At 62.3% G+C, this 16,777-nt stretch carries 16 protein-coding genes; 9 read left to right on the forward strand and 7 right to left on the reverse strand.

Translation table 11 applies throughout. The annotated features are described in order from the left end of the window. Positions 1 to 105: 105 nt before the first annotated feature. Genes ftsX through ftsY form a run of 3 tightly spaced genes read right to left on the reverse strand, consistent with a single transcriptional unit; the run spans position 106 to position 3,193 of the window. Complete coding sequence (gene ftsX / locus AC07SI_RS21520) at positions 106 to 1,128, reverse strand: permease-like cell division protein FtsX (RefSeq protein ID WP_106802384.1); 1,023 nt, start codon at positions 1,126 to 1,128, stop codon at positions 106 to 108. Further along, on the reverse strand, positions 1,125 to 1,796 hold the full coding sequence (gene ftsE / locus AC07SI_RS21525) for a cell division ATP-binding protein FtsE (protein ID WP_003213784.1): 672 nt from the start codon (positions 1,794 to 1,796) through the stop codon (positions 1,125 to 1,127). The genes ftsX and ftsE overlap by 4 nt, the downstream gene beginning before the upstream one ends. Continuing rightward, positions 1,793 to 3,193, reverse strand: a complete 1,401-nt coding sequence (gene ftsY / locus AC07SI_RS21530; RefSeq protein ID WP_495006467.1) for a signal recognition particle-docking protein FtsY — start codon at positions 3,191 to 3,193, stop codon at positions 1,793 to 1,795. The genes ftsE and ftsY overlap by 4 nt, the downstream gene beginning before the upstream one ends. 230 nt (positions 3,194 to 3,423) lie before the next feature. Here ftsY and AC07SI_RS21535 point away from each other — a divergent pair, with 230 nt between their 5' ends. The 4 genes from AC07SI_RS21535 to AC07SI_RS21550 all read left to right on the forward strand — a co-directional run bounded on the left by AC07SI_RS21535 (position 3,424) and on the right by AC07SI_RS21550 (position 8,132). Next, complete coding sequence (locus AC07SI_RS21535; RefSeq protein ID WP_262132648.1) at positions 3,424 to 4,779, forward strand: M16 family metallopeptidase; 1,356 nt, start codon at positions 3,424 to 3,426, stop codon at positions 4,777 to 4,779. Next, positions 4,772 to 6,262 carry a M16 family metallopeptidase gene (locus AC07SI_RS21540; protein ID WP_120450351.1) on the forward strand — a complete coding sequence of 497 codons (1,491 nt, stop codon included), beginning with the start codon at positions 4,772 to 4,774 and terminating at the stop codon, positions 6,260 to 6,262. The genes AC07SI_RS21535 and AC07SI_RS21540 overlap by 8 nt, the downstream gene beginning before the upstream one ends. Continuing rightward, positions 6,262 to 6,879, forward strand: a complete 618-nt coding sequence (gene rsmD / locus AC07SI_RS21545; RefSeq protein ID WP_065902177.1) for a 16S rRNA (guanine(966)-N(2))-methyltransferase RsmD — start codon at positions 6,262 to 6,264, stop codon at positions 6,877 to 6,879. Before AC07SI_RS21540 ends, rsmD begins: the two co-directional genes overlap by 1 nt. A 257-nt stretch (positions 6,880 to 7,136) precedes the next feature. After that, the gene (locus AC07SI_RS21550) at positions 7,137 to 8,132 is read left to right on the forward strand and encodes a hydrolase (RefSeq protein ID WP_495006468.1); all 996 of its coding nucleotides are present in this window, start codon (positions 7,137 to 7,139) and stop codon (positions 8,130 to 8,132) included. A gap of 119 nt (positions 8,133 to 8,251) precedes the next feature. On the opposite strand, the gene AC07SI_RS21555 is transcribed toward AC07SI_RS21550, so the two are convergent. Both AC07SI_RS21555 and AC07SI_RS21560 read right to left on the reverse strand, forming a co-directional pair. Continuing rightward, positions 8,252 to 9,106 (reverse strand): sulfurtransferase, encoded by an 855-nt coding sequence (locus AC07SI_RS21555; protein WP_495006469.1) that lies wholly within the window; start codon positions 9,104 to 9,106, stop codon positions 8,252 to 8,254. 33 nt (positions 9,107 to 9,139) lie between these two features. Further along, complete coding sequence (locus AC07SI_RS21560; RefSeq protein WP_065902184.1) at positions 9,140 to 9,811, reverse strand: TetR/AcrR family transcriptional regulator; 672 nt, start codon at positions 9,809 to 9,811, stop codon at positions 9,140 to 9,142. Between the two features lie 146 nt (positions 9,812 to 9,957). On the opposite strand from AC07SI_RS21560, the gene AC07SI_RS21565 reads away from it, so the two are divergent. The 5 genes from AC07SI_RS21565 to AC07SI_RS21585 all read left to right on the forward strand — a co-directional run bounded on the left by AC07SI_RS21565 (position 9,958) and on the right by AC07SI_RS21585 (position 14,784). Next, the gene (locus AC07SI_RS21565) at positions 9,958 to 11,385 is read left to right on the forward strand and encodes a coniferyl aldehyde dehydrogenase (RefSeq protein WP_495006470.1); all 1,428 of its coding nucleotides are present in this window, start codon (positions 9,958 to 9,960) and stop codon (positions 11,383 to 11,385) included. 28 nt (positions 11,386 to 11,413) lie between these two features. Further along, positions 11,414 to 11,959: a twin-arginine translocation pathway signal protein gene (locus AC07SI_RS21570; protein ID WP_106802377.1), complete on the forward strand. Its 546-nt coding sequence runs from the start codon at positions 11,414 to 11,416 to the stop codon at positions 11,957 to 11,959. Positions 11,960 to 12,074: 115 nt separating this feature from the next. Continuing rightward, positions 12,075 to 13,670 (forward strand): GMC family oxidoreductase, encoded by a 1,596-nt coding sequence (locus AC07SI_RS21575; RefSeq protein WP_495006471.1) that lies wholly within the window; start codon positions 12,075 to 12,077, stop codon positions 13,668 to 13,670. 114 nt (positions 13,671 to 13,784) lie between these two features. Further along, positions 13,785 to 14,264, forward strand: coding sequence for a pantetheine-phosphate adenylyltransferase (gene coaD, locus AC07SI_RS21580; protein ID WP_003176711.1), 480 nt, complete (start codon positions 13,785 to 13,787; stop codon positions 14,262 to 14,264). A gap of 268 nt (positions 14,265 to 14,532) precedes the next feature. After that, a complete protein-coding gene (locus tag AC07SI_RS21585; protein WP_017139475.1) occupies positions 14,533 to 14,784 on the forward strand; it encodes a YfhL family 4Fe-4S dicluster ferredoxin in 252 nt (83 codons plus the stop codon). Between the two features lie 133 nt (positions 14,785 to 14,917). Here the strand turns inward: AC07SI_RS21585 and mutM are convergent, their stop codons facing one another. Both mutM and AC07SI_RS21595 read right to left on the reverse strand, forming a co-directional pair. Further along, complete coding sequence (gene mutM / locus AC07SI_RS21590) at positions 14,918 to 15,730, reverse strand: bifunctional DNA-formamidopyrimidine glycosylase/DNA-(apurinic or apyrimidinic site) lyase (RefSeq protein ID WP_065902194.1); 813 nt, start codon at positions 15,728 to 15,730, stop codon at positions 14,918 to 14,920. 21 nt (positions 15,731 to 15,751) lie between these two features. After that, positions 15,752 to 16,564 (reverse strand): HDOD domain-containing protein, encoded by an 813-nt coding sequence (locus AC07SI_RS21595; RefSeq protein WP_177343930.1) that lies wholly within the window; start codon positions 16,562 to 16,564, stop codon positions 15,752 to 15,754. Positions 16,565 to 16,777 lie beyond the last annotated feature (213 nt).

A 16,777-nucleotide genomic window follows, 5' to 3' on the forward strand; every position in this document is an offset into this window, starting at 1 on the left:
ACTCGTGCAGTTCAGCACTGCGAAAATTGACCGGGAACCGTAGGACAAGTTCCCTAAACCACTGATACGGTCAATACAAACGAAACCACATTACCTTGACATTAACTACTTCGGCGCCAACTCACGTAAATGCCGTGCGACCGCAATCCAAGCACCGATATACCCCAACAGGACCGCGCCAAGCAAGAGCGACAGACCATCGGCCACTGGCACGCCGGCCAGGGCAAAATCACTGCCGTACAAGCCGGCAAGCCCGACTACCGCGTCGTTCAGCCAGTTCAAGCCAAACGCCAGCACACCCCAGGACAAAATCCCGGCACCGAAGCCATAAAGCGCGCCCATGTACAGAAAAGGCCGACGCACATAGCTGTCCGTGCCGCCGACCAGTTTAATCACTTCTATCTCGGTGCGACGGTTTTCAATATGAAGACGAATGGTATTACCTATCACCAAAAGTAATGCAGACACCAACAACACCGTCAGGCCGAACACAAACCGGTCGCCCAGCTTGAGAATTGCTGCCAGCCGCTCGACCCAGACTAGATCAAGTTGCGCCTGTTGTACCTTGGGCAGCTCTGCGAGCTTTTGTCGCAGGGCTTCCAGCGCCGGCTTGTCGACTTCATTCGGCGTCACCAGCACCACGCCCGGCAGTGGGTTCTGCGGCAGCTCCTTCAGCGCCTCGCCCAGGCCGGATTGCTGCTGGAACTCCTCAAGGGCCTGGTCGCGGCTGATGTACTCGGCATCGGCCACACCCGGCAGGTTCTTGATGTCATCGCGCAGGGTCTCGCCGTCTTTGGCGCTCGCATCCAGGTTCAGGTACAGCGAAATCTGCGCCGCACGCTGCCAGGAGCCGCCCAGGCGCTCGACATTATTGAGCAGCAGCGACAGGCCCATCGGCAGGCTCAGGGCCACGGCCATCACTAGGCAGGTGAAAAAGCTGCCGATCGGTTGCTTGCCCAGGCGACGCAGACTGTCAAGCAGGCTGGCGCGGTGGCTTTCGATCCAGGCGCGCAGCAAGGTGCTGAAGTCAGGACCGTCGTCTTCGTCGTGTTTTTTCTTTTTCGGCTGCGGATCGGCCGGTTTCGGTGCCACGCGTTCGGACACCTTGGGGCTGCGTGTAGCACTCATACGCCGGCCTCCCCGTCACCGATCAGGCGGCCGCGCTGCAGGGTCAGCATGCGATGGCGCATACGCGCGATCAGGGCCAGGTCGTGACTGGCGATCAGCACGCTGGTGCCCAGGCGGTTGATGTCTTCGAACACCCCCATGATCTCGGCCGCCAGGCGCGGGTCGAGGTTGCCGGTCGGTTCGTCCGCCAGCAGCAAGGCCGGACGGTGGACGATAGCGCGGGCAATGCCGACGCGCTGTTGCTGGCCGGTGGACAGGTCGCCGGGGTAGAGGTCGGTCTTGTCCGACAGCGCTACGCGCTCCAGGGCCGAATCCACGCGCTTGACGATCTCGGCCTTGGACAGCCCGAGGATCTGCAGCGGCAAGGCAATGTTGTTGAACACCGTGCGATCGAACAGCAACTGGTGGTTCTGGAACACTACGCCGATCTGGCGGCGCAGGAACGGAATCTGTGCATTGCTGATGGTGGCCAGGTCCTGGCCGGCCAGCAGCAGTTTGCCGGTGGTCGGGCGTTCCATGGCCAGCAGCAGGCGCAACAGGGTACTTTTGCCGGCGCCAGAGTGGCCGGTGACAAACAAGAACTCGCCCCGCCGTACTCGAAAGCTCAGCTCATGCAAGCCGACATGCCCGTTGGCATAGCGTTTACCGACCTGTTCGAATCGAATCATGAACGCTCCCGCTCGGCAAACAGTGCCTGTACAAAGGGTTCGGCTTCAAAAGTGCGCAGGTCGTCGATACCTTCACCGACGCCGATATAACGAATCGGCAACCCGAACTGTTTGGCCAGGGCGAAAATCACACCGCCCTTGGCCGTGCCGTCGAGCTTAGTCAATGCCAGGCCGGTCAGTTGCACCGTCTGGTTGAATTGTTTGGCCTGGCTGATGGCGTTCTGGCCCGTACCGGCATCGAGCACCAGCAGCACTTCGTGCGGCGCGTCGGCGTCGAGCTTGCCTATCACGCGGCGGACTTTCTTCAGCTCTTCCATCAAATTGTCTTTGGTGTGCAGGCGACCGGCGGTATCCGCGATCAGCACATCGATGTTGCGGGCCTTGGCGGCTTGCACGGCGTCGAAGATCACCGAGGCGGAATCGGCGCCGGTGTGCTGGGCGATGACCGGGATCTTGTTGCGCTCACCCCAGACCTGCAACTGCTCCACGGCAGCGGCACGGAAGGTGTCGCCGGCAGCGAGCATGACTTTCTTGCCTTCCGACTGCAGCTTCTTCGCCAGCTTGCCAATGGTGGTGGTCTTGCCGGCGCCGTTGACACCGACCACCAGGATCACGAACGGCTTGTTCGGCGTGATCACCAGCGGCGCTTCCACCGGCTTGAGCATCGCTGCCAGCTCGGCCTGCAGGGATTTGTAGAGGGCATCGGCGTCGGTCAACTGCTTGCGCGCGACCTTCTGGGTCAGGCTCTGGATGATCACCGCGGTGGCTTCGACGCCCACGTCGGCGGTCAGCAGGCGGGTTTCGATGTCTTCCAGCAGCTCGTCATCAATGACCTTCTTGCCCAGGAACAGGCTGGCCATGCCTTCGCCGATGCTGGCGCTGGTTTTGCTCAGGCCTTGCTTGAGGCGGGCGAAGAAACCGGTCTTGCTGGTTTCGGCAGGCGCGGCAGGCTCTTCGATGACGGCAGGGGCGGCAGACACTGGCTCGACCACCACCGGTGCCGGTGCTGGCGCTTCTACGGCAACCGGCTGCGGCTCAATGACCACCGGAATCGGCGGCGCCACATGTTCGGCCTGTACATCTTCAACCAGTGCCACGGGCTCTTCGGCCACCGGCAATTGCGGCCATGTCTTGTGCTCGGGTTCTGGTTGCGGCTCTGGCTCTGGCTCAACCTCGGCCAGCGGCTGCAGCACCGGCTCGGCCATCGGCAATACCACCGGCGCCGGCGCTTCGGCAACCGGTTCGGCTTCTACTATAGGGTTCGGGATCGGTTCGGCTGGAACCTGCGGCTGTTCGGCGACGGGGGTTTCCTGCGGTTTTTTGCGCAGCCATCCGAACAGGCCTTTCTTCTCGCCAGCCGCAGCTGGGGTCTTCTTGTCGTCGTTGGAACCAAACATGGAGACGGCTATCTCAAGGTAGCGACGCGCCTGGGGGGCGTCGGTAAATAAAATTCGATGCGTAACAGACTGTTTTTTAGCCAGCTCGTTCATGCGCAACATTTCGTAAGGCCTAAAACGGCCTCAACACGACTGCCGCAGTGGCCGTCCTTAAATCCGATCAGTATCCTAGCACCTCCTCGCCCGCCGACGCTAAGACCAAGCGGGCAGCCCAACAGGTTTAAAAACGAATGAATGCTCTAGCCCGCCACGCCGCAGGCCTGCTGTTCAGCACAGTTTGTCTGCCTCTCTCAGCCCTGGCTGCCGACCCACAACCCACCCACGAATTCACCCTGGATAACGGCCTCAAGGTGGTCGTGCGCGAAGACCATCGCGCGCCGGTGGTGGTTTCCCAGGTCTGGTACAAGGTCGGTTCGAGCTACGAAACCCCGGGCCAGACCGGTTTGTCCCACGCCCTGGAGCACATGATGTTCAAGGGTAGCGCCAAGGTCGGCCCCGGCGAAGCGTCGCTGATCCTGCGCGACCTGGGCGCCGAAGAAAACGCCTTCACCAGCGATGACTACACCGCCTACTACCAAGTGCTGGCCCGTGACCGCCTGGGTGTTGCCTTCGAGCTCGAAGCCGACCGCATGGCCAGCCTGCGCCTGCCGGCCGACGAGTTCAGCCGCGAAATCGAGGTGATCAAGGAAGAGCGCCGCCTGCGCACCGACGACAATCCAATGTCCAAGGCCTACGAGCGCTTCAAGGCCATGGCCTACCCCGCCAGCGGCTACCACACGCCGACCATCGGCTGGATGGCCGACCTGGACCGCATGAAGGTCGAAGAGCTGCGCCACTGGTACCAATCCTGGTATGTGCCGAACAACGCCACCCTGGTGGTGGTCGGCGACGTGACCCCGGACGAGGTGAAAAACCTGGCCCAGCGTTACTTCGGCCCGATTCCCAAGCGCGACGTGCCACCCGCCAAGATCCCGATGGAGCTGGCCGAGCCTGGCGAGCGCCTGCTGACGATGCGTGTGCAGACCCAACTGCCGAGCGTGATCCTCGGTTTCAACGTCCCGGGCCTGGCCACCGCCGAAGACAAGCGCTCGGTACAAGCCCTGCGCCTGATCTCGGCCCTGCTGGACGGCGGCTACAGCGCGCGTATTTCGGAGCGACTGGAGCGCGGTGAGGAGCTGGTCTCCGCCGCATCCACCAGCTACGACGCCTACACCCGTGGCGACAGCCTGTTCACCCTGACCGCCACGCCGAACCAGCAGAAGAAAAAGACCGTTGCCCAAGCCGAAGCGGGCCTGTGGCGCCTGCTGGAAGAATTGAAGTCCAAACCGCCGACCGCCGAAGAACTGGAGCGCATCCGCGCCCAAGTGATCGCCGGCGTGGTCTATCAGCGCGATTCCATCACCAGCCAGGCCACAGCCATCGGCTCGCTGGAAACCGTGGGGCTGTCCTGGAAGCTCATGGACACCGAACTGGCCGACCTGCAAAGCGTGACCCCGGAAGATATCCAGAAAGCCGCGCGCACCTATTTCACCCGCGAACGTCTGAGCGTCGCCCATGTTATGCCTGAGGAGACCGCTCATGAGTGATCGCAAAAGCAGCCGCCTGGTCCTGCCGGGCTTGATCGTCGTCACCTTGATCGCGGCAAGTGCCGTGTATTTCCTGCGCCCGAGCGACTCGATGGCCAGCCAGGCGCTGGACACGGCGCAATCGGCCAACACGCTGCAATCGCTGGCGGAGCTGGACGGCAAGGCGCCGACCAACCGCAAGCTCGACGTGCAGACCTGGACCACCGCCGAAGGCGCCAAGGTGCTGTTCGTGGAAGCGCATGAACTGCCGATGTTCGACATGCGCATCCTGTTCGCCGCCGGCAGCAGCCAGGACGGCAACACCCCAGGCGTGGCACTGCTGACCAACGCCATGCTCAACGAAGGCGTGCCGGGCAAGGACGTCAGCCAGATCGCCAGCGGTTTTGAAGGCCTGGGCGCCGACTTCGGCAATGGCGCTTATCGCGACATGGCTCTGGTATCCCTGCGCAGCCTCAGCGACAGCGATAAACGCGACGCCGCCCTGGCACTGTTCGACCAGGTGATCGGCAAGCCGACCTTCCCTGCCGACTCTCTTGTGCGGATCAAAAACCAGATTCTCGCCGGCTTCGAGTACCAGAAGCAGAACCCCGCCAAGCTGGCCAGCCTGGAGCTGTTCAAGCGCCTGTATGGCGATCACCCGTACGCGCACCCGAGCGAAGGCACGCCGCAAAGCATCCCGAAGATTACCCTCGCGCAGTTGCAGGCGTTCCACGCCAAGGCTTATGCAGCAGGTAATGCGGTGATCGCCGTGGTCGGCGACCTGACCCGCGCCGAAGCCGAAGCCATGACGGCCAAGGTCTCGGCGTCGTTGCCCAAGGGCCCGGCGCTGGCCAAGATTGCCCAGCCGACCGAACCCAAGGCGGGCCTGAGCCATATCGAGTTCCCGTCCAAGCAGACGCACTTGCTGTTCGCCCAACTGGGCATCGACCGCGCCGATCCGGACTACGCAGCCCTGTCCCTGGGCAACCAGATCCTCGGCGGCGGCGGTTTCGGCACGCGCTTGATGAGCGAAGTGCGCGAGAAGCGTGGCCTGACCTACGGCGTGTACTCCGGTTTCTCGCCGATGCAGGTGCGCGGCCCGTTCATGATCAACCTGCAGACCCGCGCCGAAATGAGCGGTGGCACCCTGCGCCTGGTCGAGGACGTGCTGGCCGATTATCTCAAGACCGGCCCGACACAGAAGGAACTGGACGACGCCAAGCGTGAGCTGGCCGGCAGCTTCCCATTGTCCACCGCCAGCAACGCGGACATCGTCGGACAACTGGGCGCGATGGGTTTCTACAACCTGCCGCTGAGCTATCTTGAAGATTTCATGAAACAATCCCAGGCCCTGACCGTAGAGCAGGTCAAGGCGGCCATGAACAAACACTTGAGCGCCGACAAGATGGTCATCGTGACCGCCGGCCCGACGATTGCGCAAAAGCCACTACCGCCCCCCACTGACAAACCCGCCGAGCAGCCGCTCGGGGTTCCGGAGCATTAATGGCCAGTTCATCTCGCCCGAAAAAACCTGTCCACAACGTGCATAACGGTGTGGGCCAACTGCGCATCATTGGTGGCGAATGGGGCAGCCGCAAGCTGAGCTTCCCCGACGTCGTCGGCCTGCGCCCCACGCCTGATCGCGTGCGTGAAACCCTGTTCAACTGGCTCGCGCCGTATATCGGCGGGGCCAAAGTGCTGGATCCGTTTGCCGGCAGCGGCGCATTGTTCCTCGAGGCGCTGTCCCGTGGCGCAGCCCAGGCCCAGGCGCTGGATGCAAGCAATGTGGCGGTGTCCAGCCTCAAGGAGCACCTCGGCACCCTGCGCTGCACCAACGGCCAGGTGCAAACCGCCGACGCGCTGCGCTATCTGGAAACCCAGCCGGCAAGCGAATACGACGTGGTATTCCTCGACCCACCGTTCAACCAGAACCTGTTGCCCGCCGTGTGCACCTTGCTCGAAGAGCGCCAATGGCTGGCGGCGGATGCGTGGATCTACACTGAAAGCGAGACCGCGCCGTCAACCCTCGGCTTGCCTGGCGCCTGGCGCCTGCACCGCGAGCAGAAGTCCGGTCGGGTGTATTACGCGTTGTGGCATCGGTTGGTCGACAGCGTCGCTTAATCTGTGGCGAGCAAGCTTGTTGTGATGAGCGGGCTTGTTGTGGCGAGCACGCTTGTCGTGGTGAGCGGGCTTGCTGTGGTGAGTGGGCTTGTTGTGGTGAGTGGGCTTGTTGTGGTGAGCGGGCTTGCCCCGCGTCGGGCTGCGCAGCAGCCCCATAACCGCGACGGTGCTCTAACTGAATTAATGCGGCGTTCGTGTTGGGGCCGCTTCGCACCCCGACGCGGGTGCAAGCCCGCTCGCCACAGACTGAGAGTTTCATGACACCGTCCTCCGAACTGTTCACCCCCGCCTTCGGCCTCGGCAACCCTCACCTGCAAACCCTGTGGGGGCCGCTATGGCGCCCCACTACCCATATCGAACGCCAGCGCGAACGCCTGTGGCTGGAAGACGGCGATTTTCTGGACCTCGACTGGCATGGCCCGCATGACGCGCAGGCGCCATTGGTGCTGGTGCTGCATGGGCTGACCGGCTCATCCAATTCCCCCTATGTGGCCGGCCTGCAAAAAGTCCTCGCGGCTCAAGGCTGGGCCAGTGCCGCCTTGAACTGGCGTGGCTGTTCCGGCGAACCAAACCTGTTGGCACGCAGCTATCACTCGGGCGCCAGCGAGGATCTGGCCGCGGCGATTGCCCACCTGCGCGCGAAACGGCCGTTGGCGCCGCTGTATGCAGTGGGTTATTCGCTGGGGGGCAATGTGCTGCTCAAACACTTGGGCGAAACCGGTGAAGCCTCCGGTTTGCACGGCGCGGCGGCGGTGTCGGTGCCGTTTCGGCTGGACCAGTGTGCGGACCGGATCGGTCTGGGTTTCTCGCGGGTTTATCAAAAGCACTTCATGCGTGAAATGCTCGCGTATATCCGCGTCAAGCAAAGCCGTTTTTTACAGGATGGCCGGGCAGACGGGCTGAAAACCCTGGAAGCCCTCGGCTCACTGGAGAAGATGCGCACGTTCTGGGACTTCGATGGGCGGGTCACCGCGCCACTGCACGGTTTCCTGAGTGCCGAGGACTACTACCGCCGCGCGTCGAGCCGCTACTACTTAGGATCGATCCGCACCTCGACGCTGATCATCCAGGCCGCCGATGATCCGTTTGTATTCGCCCATAGCCTGCCCGAGGCCAGCGAGTTATCGGAGTGCACCGAGTTTGAGCTGACGGCAAAGGGTGGGCATGTGGGGTTTGTCGACGGCTCGCTGAAGCGCCCGGGTTATTACCTCGAACGCCGAATCCCTCAGTGGCTACTGGCACAACACGGCTGAACATGGAGAAGCTGGCTTGCCTGCGATAGCAGTGTGTCAGCCGATTATCCGCTCGCTGACACGCCCTCATCGCAGGTAAGCCAACTCCCACACTCGATGCTGCTCACACCGCAACCGAATCAGTCGCCCGTAGCAATTTCACGCTGCGAATCGGTAATCCACTCACTCCACGACCCCGCATACAACTTGCCCAACGGGTAACCCGCCAGGCTCAGGGCGAACAGGTTGTGGCACGCCGTCACCCCTGAACCGCAATACGCCACCAACTCCTCCGGTGGACGCCCCTGCAATTGAGCGGCGAAACGTTGCTTGAGCTGGTCGGCTGGCAGGAAACGGCCATCACCGCCAAGGTTTTCGGTGAACGCCGCACACTGCGCGCCGGGGATATGCCCGGCGATCGGGTCGATGGGTTCCACGTCACCGCGAAAACGTGGCTGGGCGCGGGCATCGATCAAGGTCAGGCCCGGTTGGCCCAGGCGTTTTTGCAGGTGTTCGGCATCCAGCACCAGGCGGTTGTCCGGCGTCCCGGCGAAGGTACCCGGCTCGACCACCGGCGCGTCCAGGCTCAGCGGGAAACCGGCGGCGTGCCAGGCCTTGAGGCCGCCGTCCAGCATAAACACGCCGTCACGTTTGCCCAGCCAGGCCAGCAACCACCAGGCGCGGGCAGCAAAGGCGCCGGGGCCGTCGTCATACAGCACGACATCGGTGTCGGCGTTAATACCCCAGGCGCGCAATTGCCGGGCAAAGGTGTCCGCCACCGGCAACGGATGACGACCGGTCACGCCCTTGGTCACCGGGCCGCTGAGATGGCGCTCGAGGTCGGCGTACTGCGCGCCCTCAATATGCCCTTCGGCATAGCTGCACAGCCCGTAGTCCGGGTCTTCCAAGGCAAAACGGCAATCCAGGATCACCAGCCCGGCCGACTTCTGGCGCTCGGCCAATTGCTGGGGGCTGATCAGTTGGGCAAGCGGCATGACGGACTCCTGTGAACAGATTCGGGAAAGGTCCTACTTCACTTCTTCCAGTGCCTGATTCAACGGCACGTAAAACTCTTTGAACAGGGCATCCACCGCGTCTTTCGCCTGGGGCGTGACGAACCCGGCCTCCAGCACCAGCACCTGGTAGACCCCGCGCTTGATGGCTTCGGCGCTCAAATGGGCGGAGTTTTCATTGGTGGTGCACAAGAACCGCACCCACGAGGTGAGGATAATCCACGCATTGAGGGTCAGGGCCTCGGTCTGCACCGGGTCCATGTTGAGGATGCCGGCATCGACAAACCCCTGGTAAATGGCATTGCCCTGGATCAGGCAGCGCTGGGAAAACCGTCGGTAGCCAGTCGCCAGTTCCGGGTCGCTTTCCAGCAAGTGCTCGAGGTCGCGGTGCAGGAAGCGGTAGCGCCACATGCCGGCCAGCACGGCCTGCAGGTAAAAGCGCTTGTCTTCGACGGTCACGGCGCGGCCTTGGGGCGGGCGCAGAAAACTGTCCACCAACGCTTCGTACTCACGAAACAACACGGCGATGATCGCCTGCTTGTTGGGGAAGTGGTAGTACAGGTTGCCCGGCGAAATTTCCATATGGGCGGCAATATGATTGGTGCTCACACTGCGCTCGCCCTGCTGGTTAAAAAGCTCCAGGCTGGTTTGCACAATGCGCTCGCTGGTCTTTACTCGTGGTGCCATAGGGGATCAGCTTCTAAACACGTGATGGGGCATCTTACGGCCTATCCTTGCCAGGATAAATCTGCATGTTGCTGCAATGTTATTTGACAATTTAGAGCAATGACTCTAAAAATCCACGCAGACCTATAACAATCGGGAACTGCGCCATGTCTGCCAACATTGCCTATCTGCAAGATTCCCAGGCGCTGGATCATCTCCAGGACCTGTTCGACGCGCAACGCCGCGCCTATGCCGCCAACCCGATGCCGCCGGCGGCGCAGCGCCAGCAGTGGCTCAAGGCTCTGCGTGATGTGCTCAGTGACGAACGCCAGTCGTTGATCGACGCGATCAGCCAGGACTTCAGCCACCGCAGTGCAGACGAAACCCTGTTCGCCGAATTGATGCCCAGCCTGCATGGCATTCACTACGCCAGCAAACACCTCAAGGGCTGGATGAAACCTTCCCGTCGCGCTGTAGGCATTGCCTTCCAGCCGGCTTCAGCCAAGGTGATCTACCAACCGCTGGGCGTAGTCGGGGTGATCGTGCCCTGGAACTACCCGCTGTACCTGGCCATTGGCCCCCTGGTCGGGGCGTTGGCCGCCGGAAACCGGGTGATGCTCAAGCTCAGCGAGTCCACACCGGCCACCGGCGAGTTGCTCAAGGCGCTGCTGGCGAAGATTTTCCCCGAGGACCTGGTGTGCGTAGTGCTCGGCGAAGCCGAAGTGGGCATGGCGTTCTCCAAGCTGCGTTTCGATCACCTGCTGTTTACCGGCGCCACCAGCATCGGCAAGCATGTGATGCGCGCCGCGGCCGAACACCTCACGCCGGTGACCCTGGAATTGGGCGGCAAATCGCCGGCCATCGTGTCTGCCGATGTGCCACTCAAGGATGCCGCCGAACGAATCGCCTTCGGCAAGGCCTTGAATGCCGGGCAAACCTGCGTGGCGCCAGACTACGTGCTGGTGCCGGAAGATCGCGTTGAGGGTTTCGTCGAGGCTTACAGCAAGGCCGTGCGCGGGTTTTATCCGACGTTAACCGATAACCCGGACTACACCGCCATCATCAATGAGCGGCAACTGGCCCGACTGAATGCCTACATCAAGGACGCCACCGACAAGGGCGCCACGCTGGTCCCCTTGTACGACCAGGGCCAGGCCCGGCGCATGGCCCACAGCCTGTTGCTGAATGTCAGCGATGACATGACCGTGATGCAGGACGAGATCTTCGGCCCGGTGCTGCCGATCGTGCCATATCGCGGCCTCGACCAGGCATTTGCCTACATCAACGAAAGGCCTCGCCCACTGGCCCTGTATTACTTCGGCTACAACAAGGGCGAGCAGAATCGCGTACTCCACGAGACTCATTCCGGCGGCGTGTGCCTGAACGACACCCTGCTGCACGTGGCCCAGGATGACATGCCCTTTGGCGGCATCGGCCCCTCGGGCATGGGCCACTACCACGGCCACGAAGGTTTTCTCACGTTCAGCAAAGCCAAGGGCGTGCTGGTGAAACAGCGCCTCAATGCGGCCAAGTTGATCTACCCGCCGTACGGCAAAGCCATCCAGAAGTTGATCCAGAAGCTGTTCGTTCGCTGATTCCGCCACTCTCGGGATAACAATAACAATGAACCCTAGCCTGACTGATTCACCCGCGCTGTCGCGGCGCGGCGTATTGAAAATCGGCTTGTGCGCCAGTGCTTTCCTGGCCACGGCCGGGCTCGGCGCCAGCCTCAGCGGCTGCTCCAGCAGCACCCCGGCCAGCGGCTTTGCCATGCTGCGCAGCAGTGACCTGCCGTTTTTGCGCGCGGTAATCCCGGTGTTGCTCGAAGGCGCGGCGAGCGCCCAAGAGGTGGTCGCCGGGATTGAAGACACCCTGAAAAAACTCGACTACAGCCTGCAGCACCTGTCACCGGAAATGTTCAAGCTCACCCAGCAACTGTTCGACGTATTGGGCATGGGCATCACCCGTGGCCCATTGACCGGCATCTGGGGCAGCTGGGAAAACGCCAGCGCGGAGCAGATCCGCAACTTCCTGCACCGCTGGGAAAACAGCTATCTCAACCTGCTGCGCATGGGCCAGGGCTCGCTGCTCAAGCTGGTAATCATGTCGTGGTACTTCCGCCCGCAGTCCTGGGCGCATTGCGGCTATCCGGGCCCGCCCAAGGTCTAGCCCTACCTGATAACCCGCTCCAACGTGGGAGCTGTACCCGCAGGCAGGCCGCTTTCGCAGGCAAGCCAGCTCCCACACTGACTGCAACTTCGTATAACAATAAGAGTGCCTGTCTATGCCCGTACCCGATCTGTTCCGCGACGGCCTGGCCCGTGGCTGGAAAACCCACAATGGCGCCGCCCTCGACAACGATCTGACCCTGGAGGCCGACGTAGCGATCATCGGCAGCGGCGCCGGTGGTGGCACCACCGCCGAGATCCTCAGCGCCGCCGGCTACAAGGTGTTGCTGATCGAAGAAGGCCCGCTCAAGACCAGCAGCGACTTCAAGCTGCTCGAGGACGAGGCCTACACCAGCCTGTACCAGGAAGGCATCGGCCGCATGAGCAAAGATGGCGCAATCACCATCCTGCAGGGCCGCGCGGTGGGCGGGACCACGCTGATCAACTGGACCTCCAGCTTTCGTACGCCGGACGCGACACTTTCCCACTGGGCCAGCGAATATGCGGTGAAGGGCCACAGCAGTGCCGAAATGGCGCCCTGGTTCGAAAAAATGGAGCAACGCCTGGGGATCGCCCCTTGGGCCATGCCGCCCAATGCCAACAATGACGTGATCCGCAAAGGCTGCGAGAAGCTCGGCTACAGCTGGCATGTGATCCCCCGCAACGTGCGCGGCTGCTTCAACCTGGGCTATTGCGGCATGGGCTGCCCGGTCAACGCCAAGCAGTCGATGCTGGTAACCACCATCCCCTCGACGCTGGAGAAAGGCGGCGAACTGCTGTATCTGGCTCGCGCCGAACGCCTGCTCTACAGCGGCGACCACATCAGCAGCCTGGAATGCGTGGCGATGGATGAACGCTGTGTGGCACCGACTGGCCGCAAAATCACGGTCAAGGCCAAGCATTACGTGCTGGCCGGCGGCGGCATCAACAGCCCTGCCCTGCTGATGCGCTCGGATGCCCCGGACCCGCATTCGCGGCTGGGCAAGCGCACCTTCCTGCACCTGGTGAATTTCTCCGCCGGGCTGTTCGAGGAGGTGATCAACCCGTTTTACGGCGCGCCGCAGTCAATCTACTCCGACCATTTTCAATGGCAGGACGGCACCACCGGCAAAATGTCCTACAAGCTTGAGGCGCCGCCGCTGCACCCGGCACTCGCCAGCACCCTGCTCGGCGGCTACGGCACGCAGAACGCCTTGGACATGAAGCAATTGCCCAACACCCACGCGATGCTGGCCCTGCTGCGCGACGGTTTCCACCCCGACAGCCCGGGCGGCAGCGTGGAGTTGCGCGGCGATGGCACCCCAGTGCTCGACTATCAGGTATCGGCGTACGCCTGGGACGGCCTGCGTCGCGCCTTTCACAGCATGGCCGAGATCCAGTTCGCGGCGGGAGCCAAGTCGGTCAAGCCGCTGCACCACGATGCGCGCTACGTGACGAGCCTGGGCGAAGCCCGCACGCTGATCGAAGGGCTGAACCTGGAACTGCACCGCACCTGCCTGGGCAGCGCCCATGTGATGGGCGGTTGTGCCATGGGTGAAGACCCGAAAAATGCGGTGGCCGACAGCCTTGGCCGTCATCACCAACTGCGCAATCTGTCGATCCACGATGGCTCGTTGTTCCCCACCAGCATTGGGGCCAACCCGCAATTGTCGGTGTATGGATTGACCGCGCAACTGGCGACAGCCTTGGCCGAACGTCTGAAAACGGCGTGAAAAAACACGCTATTCGCCATGTCTATAGTGCTTTCTTCTGCATAAGTTGACTTGGCCGACCGGGACGGCTGCGATACCATCCGGTTCCCCAACGGACTCCGCCAGGACGACGCGATGAACCGAGTGTTGTACCCAGGTACCTTCGACCCGATTACCAAAGGCCATGGCGATCTGGTCGAACGTGCCTCACGCTTGTTCGACCATGTGATCATCGCGGTCGCGGCCAGCCCCAAGAAAAACCCGCTGTTTCCCCTGGAACAGCGCGTGGAGCTGGCGCGTGAGGTCACCAAGCACCTGCCCAACGTGGAAGTGGTGGGCTTTTCCACATTGCTGGCGCACTTCGCCAAAGAGCAGAACGCCAATGTGTTCCTGCGTGGCCTGCGTGCGGTGTCGGACTTCGAATACGAATTCCAGCTGGCCAACATGAATCGCCAACTGGCACCGGACGTGGAAAGCCTGTTCCTCACGCCGTCGGAGCGTTATTCGTTCATTTCCTCGACGTTGGTCCGTGAAATTGCCGCTTTGGGCGGAGATATCACCAAGTTCGTGCACCCGGCCGTGGCCGATGCGCTGACACTGCGTTTCAAGAAGTAGTTTCTGTAAGCGGGCTTATTGTGGCGAGCGGGCTTGCCCCGCGTTGGGCTGCGAAGCGGCCCGAATAAAGCCACCGCGTAGTTTCAGCCAGCGCACAGCCGCCTGTTCCGGGGCCGCTTCGCAGCTGACGCGGGGCAAGCCCGCTCGCTACAGGTCAGCATGCCAGTTGGCCGCAGTTCATGTGCACTCGCACTGCGGGCGCCAATGCGGCACAATTGCGCGCATTAGTTTTCAGATGCCTTGGCTGACAGCCCTGGCAGGAGTTTCCATGTCCCTGATCATCACCGACGATTGCATCAACTGCGACGTCTGCGAACCCGAGTGCCCGAACGCTGCGATTTCCCAGGGCGAAGAGATCTACGTGATCGACCCGAACCTGTGCACCCAGTGCGTCGGCCACTACGACGAGCCTCAGTGCCAGCAAGTGTGCCCGGTGGATTGCATTCCGCTGGATGAAGCCCATCCGGAAACGGAAGAGCAGTTGATGGCCAAGTACCGGTTGATTACCGGCAAGGCCTGAGATTCTTTAGTGACTGTAAGGGCCTCTTCGCGAGCAAGCCCGCTCCCACAGTTGACCAAGTTCCAAAATGAGAATGCGGTCGAATGGGAGAGCAGGCTTGCTCGCGAAGGCGGCAACAGCCATCACCTGGCAATCAGCTCTGGCACTTGGGGCAAAACACACTCGCCCGCTGCCCCAGCACCACATTGCGCAGCTCGGTCCCACAGACCTTGCACGCCTCGCCCCCGCGGCCGTAGACGAACAGCTCCTGCTGGAAATAGCCCGGCTGCCCGTCGCCACCGATAAAGTCCCGCAGCGTCGTGCCACCCCGCTCAATAGCGGCGGCCAGTACGCGCTTGATCTCGATCGCCAGCTTCAAATAACGCGCCCGAGAAATCCCTCCAGCCGCGCGACGCGGATCGATCCCCGCCGCAAACAGTGCCTCGGTCGCGTAGATATTGCCCACCCCCACCACCACCGCGTTGTCCATGATGAATGGCTTCACTGCCATCGACTTGCCGCGGGACAGTTGGAACAAACGCTCACCATCAAACAGGTCGGTCAACGGCTCCGGCCCCAGGCGAATCAGCAGCTCATGGTTGTGCGGGTCCTGGCTCCAGAGCATCGCGCCAAAGCGCCGGGGGTCGGTGTAGCGCAGGGCCATACCCGATTCCAGCTCGATGTCCACGTGCTCATGCTTGGCTGCCGGCATGCCGACTTCCACCAGCCGCAAGTTGCCCGACATGCCCAGGTGGCTGATCAAGGTGCCGACTTCGGCGTTGATCAACAGGTACTTGGCCCGCCGCTCCACCAGCACGATGCGCTGCCCGGACAGGCGCACATCCAGGTCTTCCGGGATCGGCCAGCGCAGGCGTCGCTCGCGCACTACCACGCGGCTGACCCGCTGGCCTTCCAGGTGCGGCGCAATCCCGCGCCGGGTGGTTTCGACTTCTGGTAACTCGGGCATGTGTACCTCTTGAAGGAAGGGTCAGTGCGCGCCCAGTTCGCGGATCGACAACTTCATGCTCTCGAAGTCGTAGTCCGACAGGCCCACGTAGTCCAGCACCATATGCCCGATCGCATTCCATTCATGATCGACCGCCTGGTTGCCCAGCACCCGGTACGACGAACAGATGTGCTCGGCCATTTTCAGGATCGCCAGCAGGTTTTTCAGCTGAGAGTTGCGCGACGACTCATCGCTGAAAATCGCCAGGGCGTTGTGGTGGTTGGCGATGGCGTCGGTTACATGTTCCGGCAGGCGCCAGGACTTGGCGGTGTAGTAGCCGACCACCGCGTGGTTGGTGTTGAACGCGTTGTTCTCGGTGTCGACCACACGGCAGTCGGGGCCGGCATTGCCATAGGCCTCTTCCAGCACCGCCATGTAGTTGGGGAAGCGCTTGAGCATCAGCGGCACGCCGCAATCGTGGAACAGGCCCAGCGCATACGCCTCGTCGACGGCTTGCGAGCCGGTGCGCTTGGCGAGTGTCAGGCAGGTCATCGCCACATCCTGGGCGGTGTCCCAGAAGCGGTTGAGGGTGACGATGGTGTCATCGCTCATCTCGCCCTTGATCGACTGCGCGTTGATCAGGTTGATGATCGAACGGCTGCCCAGCAGGTTCACCGCGCGCTGGATCGAGGCGATCTTGTTGCTCAGGCCGTAATACGGCGAGTTGACGATTTTCAGCAATGCACCGGACAGGCCCGGGTCCTGGGAGATCAATCGCGCGATCACTTCCAGGTCCGGGTCGGGCATGTATTGCTCCATCTGCAAATCCACCATGATTTGCGGCTGGGGCGGCACGCTGATGCCTTGCAGGGCCTGTTGGATCTGTTCGGCGGAAAGCTCTTGGGACATAAGTACATACTCTGGGCTAGGCGGGGATTCTAACCCTTATGAAGACTTGACCGACACCCAAATGCCGAACTGAAACCGGATCAAAATGTGGGAGCGGGGGGGGGGGGGGGGGGGGGGGGGGGGGGGGGGGGGGGGGGGGGGGGGGGGGGGGGGGGGGGG

This window comes from Pseudomonas sp. GW821-FHT05D12, from assembly GCF_059419825.1.

Coding starts and splice junctions, on each gene's coding strand:
- ftsX (WP_106802384.1), bottom strand. CDS start 1,128: ATGAGTGCTACACGCAGCCCCAAGGTGTCCGAACGCGTGGCACCGAAA.
- ftsE (WP_003213784.1), bottom strand. CDS start 1,796: ATGATTCGATTCGAACAGGTCGGTAAACGCTATGCCAACGGGCATGTC.
- ftsY (WP_495006467.1), bottom strand. CDS start 3,193: ATGTTTGGTTCCAACGACGACAAGAAGACCCCAGCTGCGGCTGGCGAG.
- AC07SI_RS21535 (WP_262132648.1), top strand. CDS start 3,424: ATGAATGCTCTAGCCCGCCACGCCGCAGGCCTGCTGTTCAGCACAGTT.
- AC07SI_RS21540 (WP_120450351.1), top strand. CDS start 4,772: ATGAGTGATCGCAAAAGCAGCCGCCTGGTCCTGCCGGGCTTGATCGTC.
- rsmD (WP_065902177.1), top strand. CDS start 6,262: ATGGCCAGTTCATCTCGCCCGAAAAAACCTGTCCACAACGTGCATAAC.
- AC07SI_RS21550 (WP_495006468.1), top strand. CDS start 7,137: ATGACACCGTCCTCCGAACTGTTCACCCCCGCCTTCGGCCTCGGCAAC.
- AC07SI_RS21555 (WP_495006469.1), bottom strand. CDS start 9,106: ATGCCGCTTGCCCAACTGATCAGCCCCCAGCAATTGGCCGAGCGCCAG.
- AC07SI_RS21560 (WP_065902184.1), bottom strand. CDS start 9,811: ATGGCACCACGAGTAAAGACCAGCGAGCGCATTGTGCAAACCAGCCTG.
- AC07SI_RS21565 (WP_495006470.1), top strand. CDS start 9,958: ATGTCTGCCAACATTGCCTATCTGCAAGATTCCCAGGCGCTGGATCAT.
- AC07SI_RS21570 (WP_106802377.1), top strand. CDS start 11,414: ATGAACCCTAGCCTGACTGATTCACCCGCGCTGTCGCGGCGCGGCGTA.
- AC07SI_RS21575 (WP_495006471.1), top strand. CDS start 12,075: ATGCCCGTACCCGATCTGTTCCGCGACGGCCTGGCCCGTGGCTGGAAA.
- coaD (WP_003176711.1), top strand. CDS start 13,785: ATGAACCGAGTGTTGTACCCAGGTACCTTCGACCCGATTACCAAAGGC.
- AC07SI_RS21585 (WP_017139475.1), top strand. CDS start 14,533: ATGTCCCTGATCATCACCGACGATTGCATCAACTGCGACGTCTGCGAA.
- mutM (WP_065902194.1), bottom strand. CDS start 15,730: ATGCCCGAGTTACCAGAAGTCGAAACCACCCGGCGCGGGATTGCGCCG.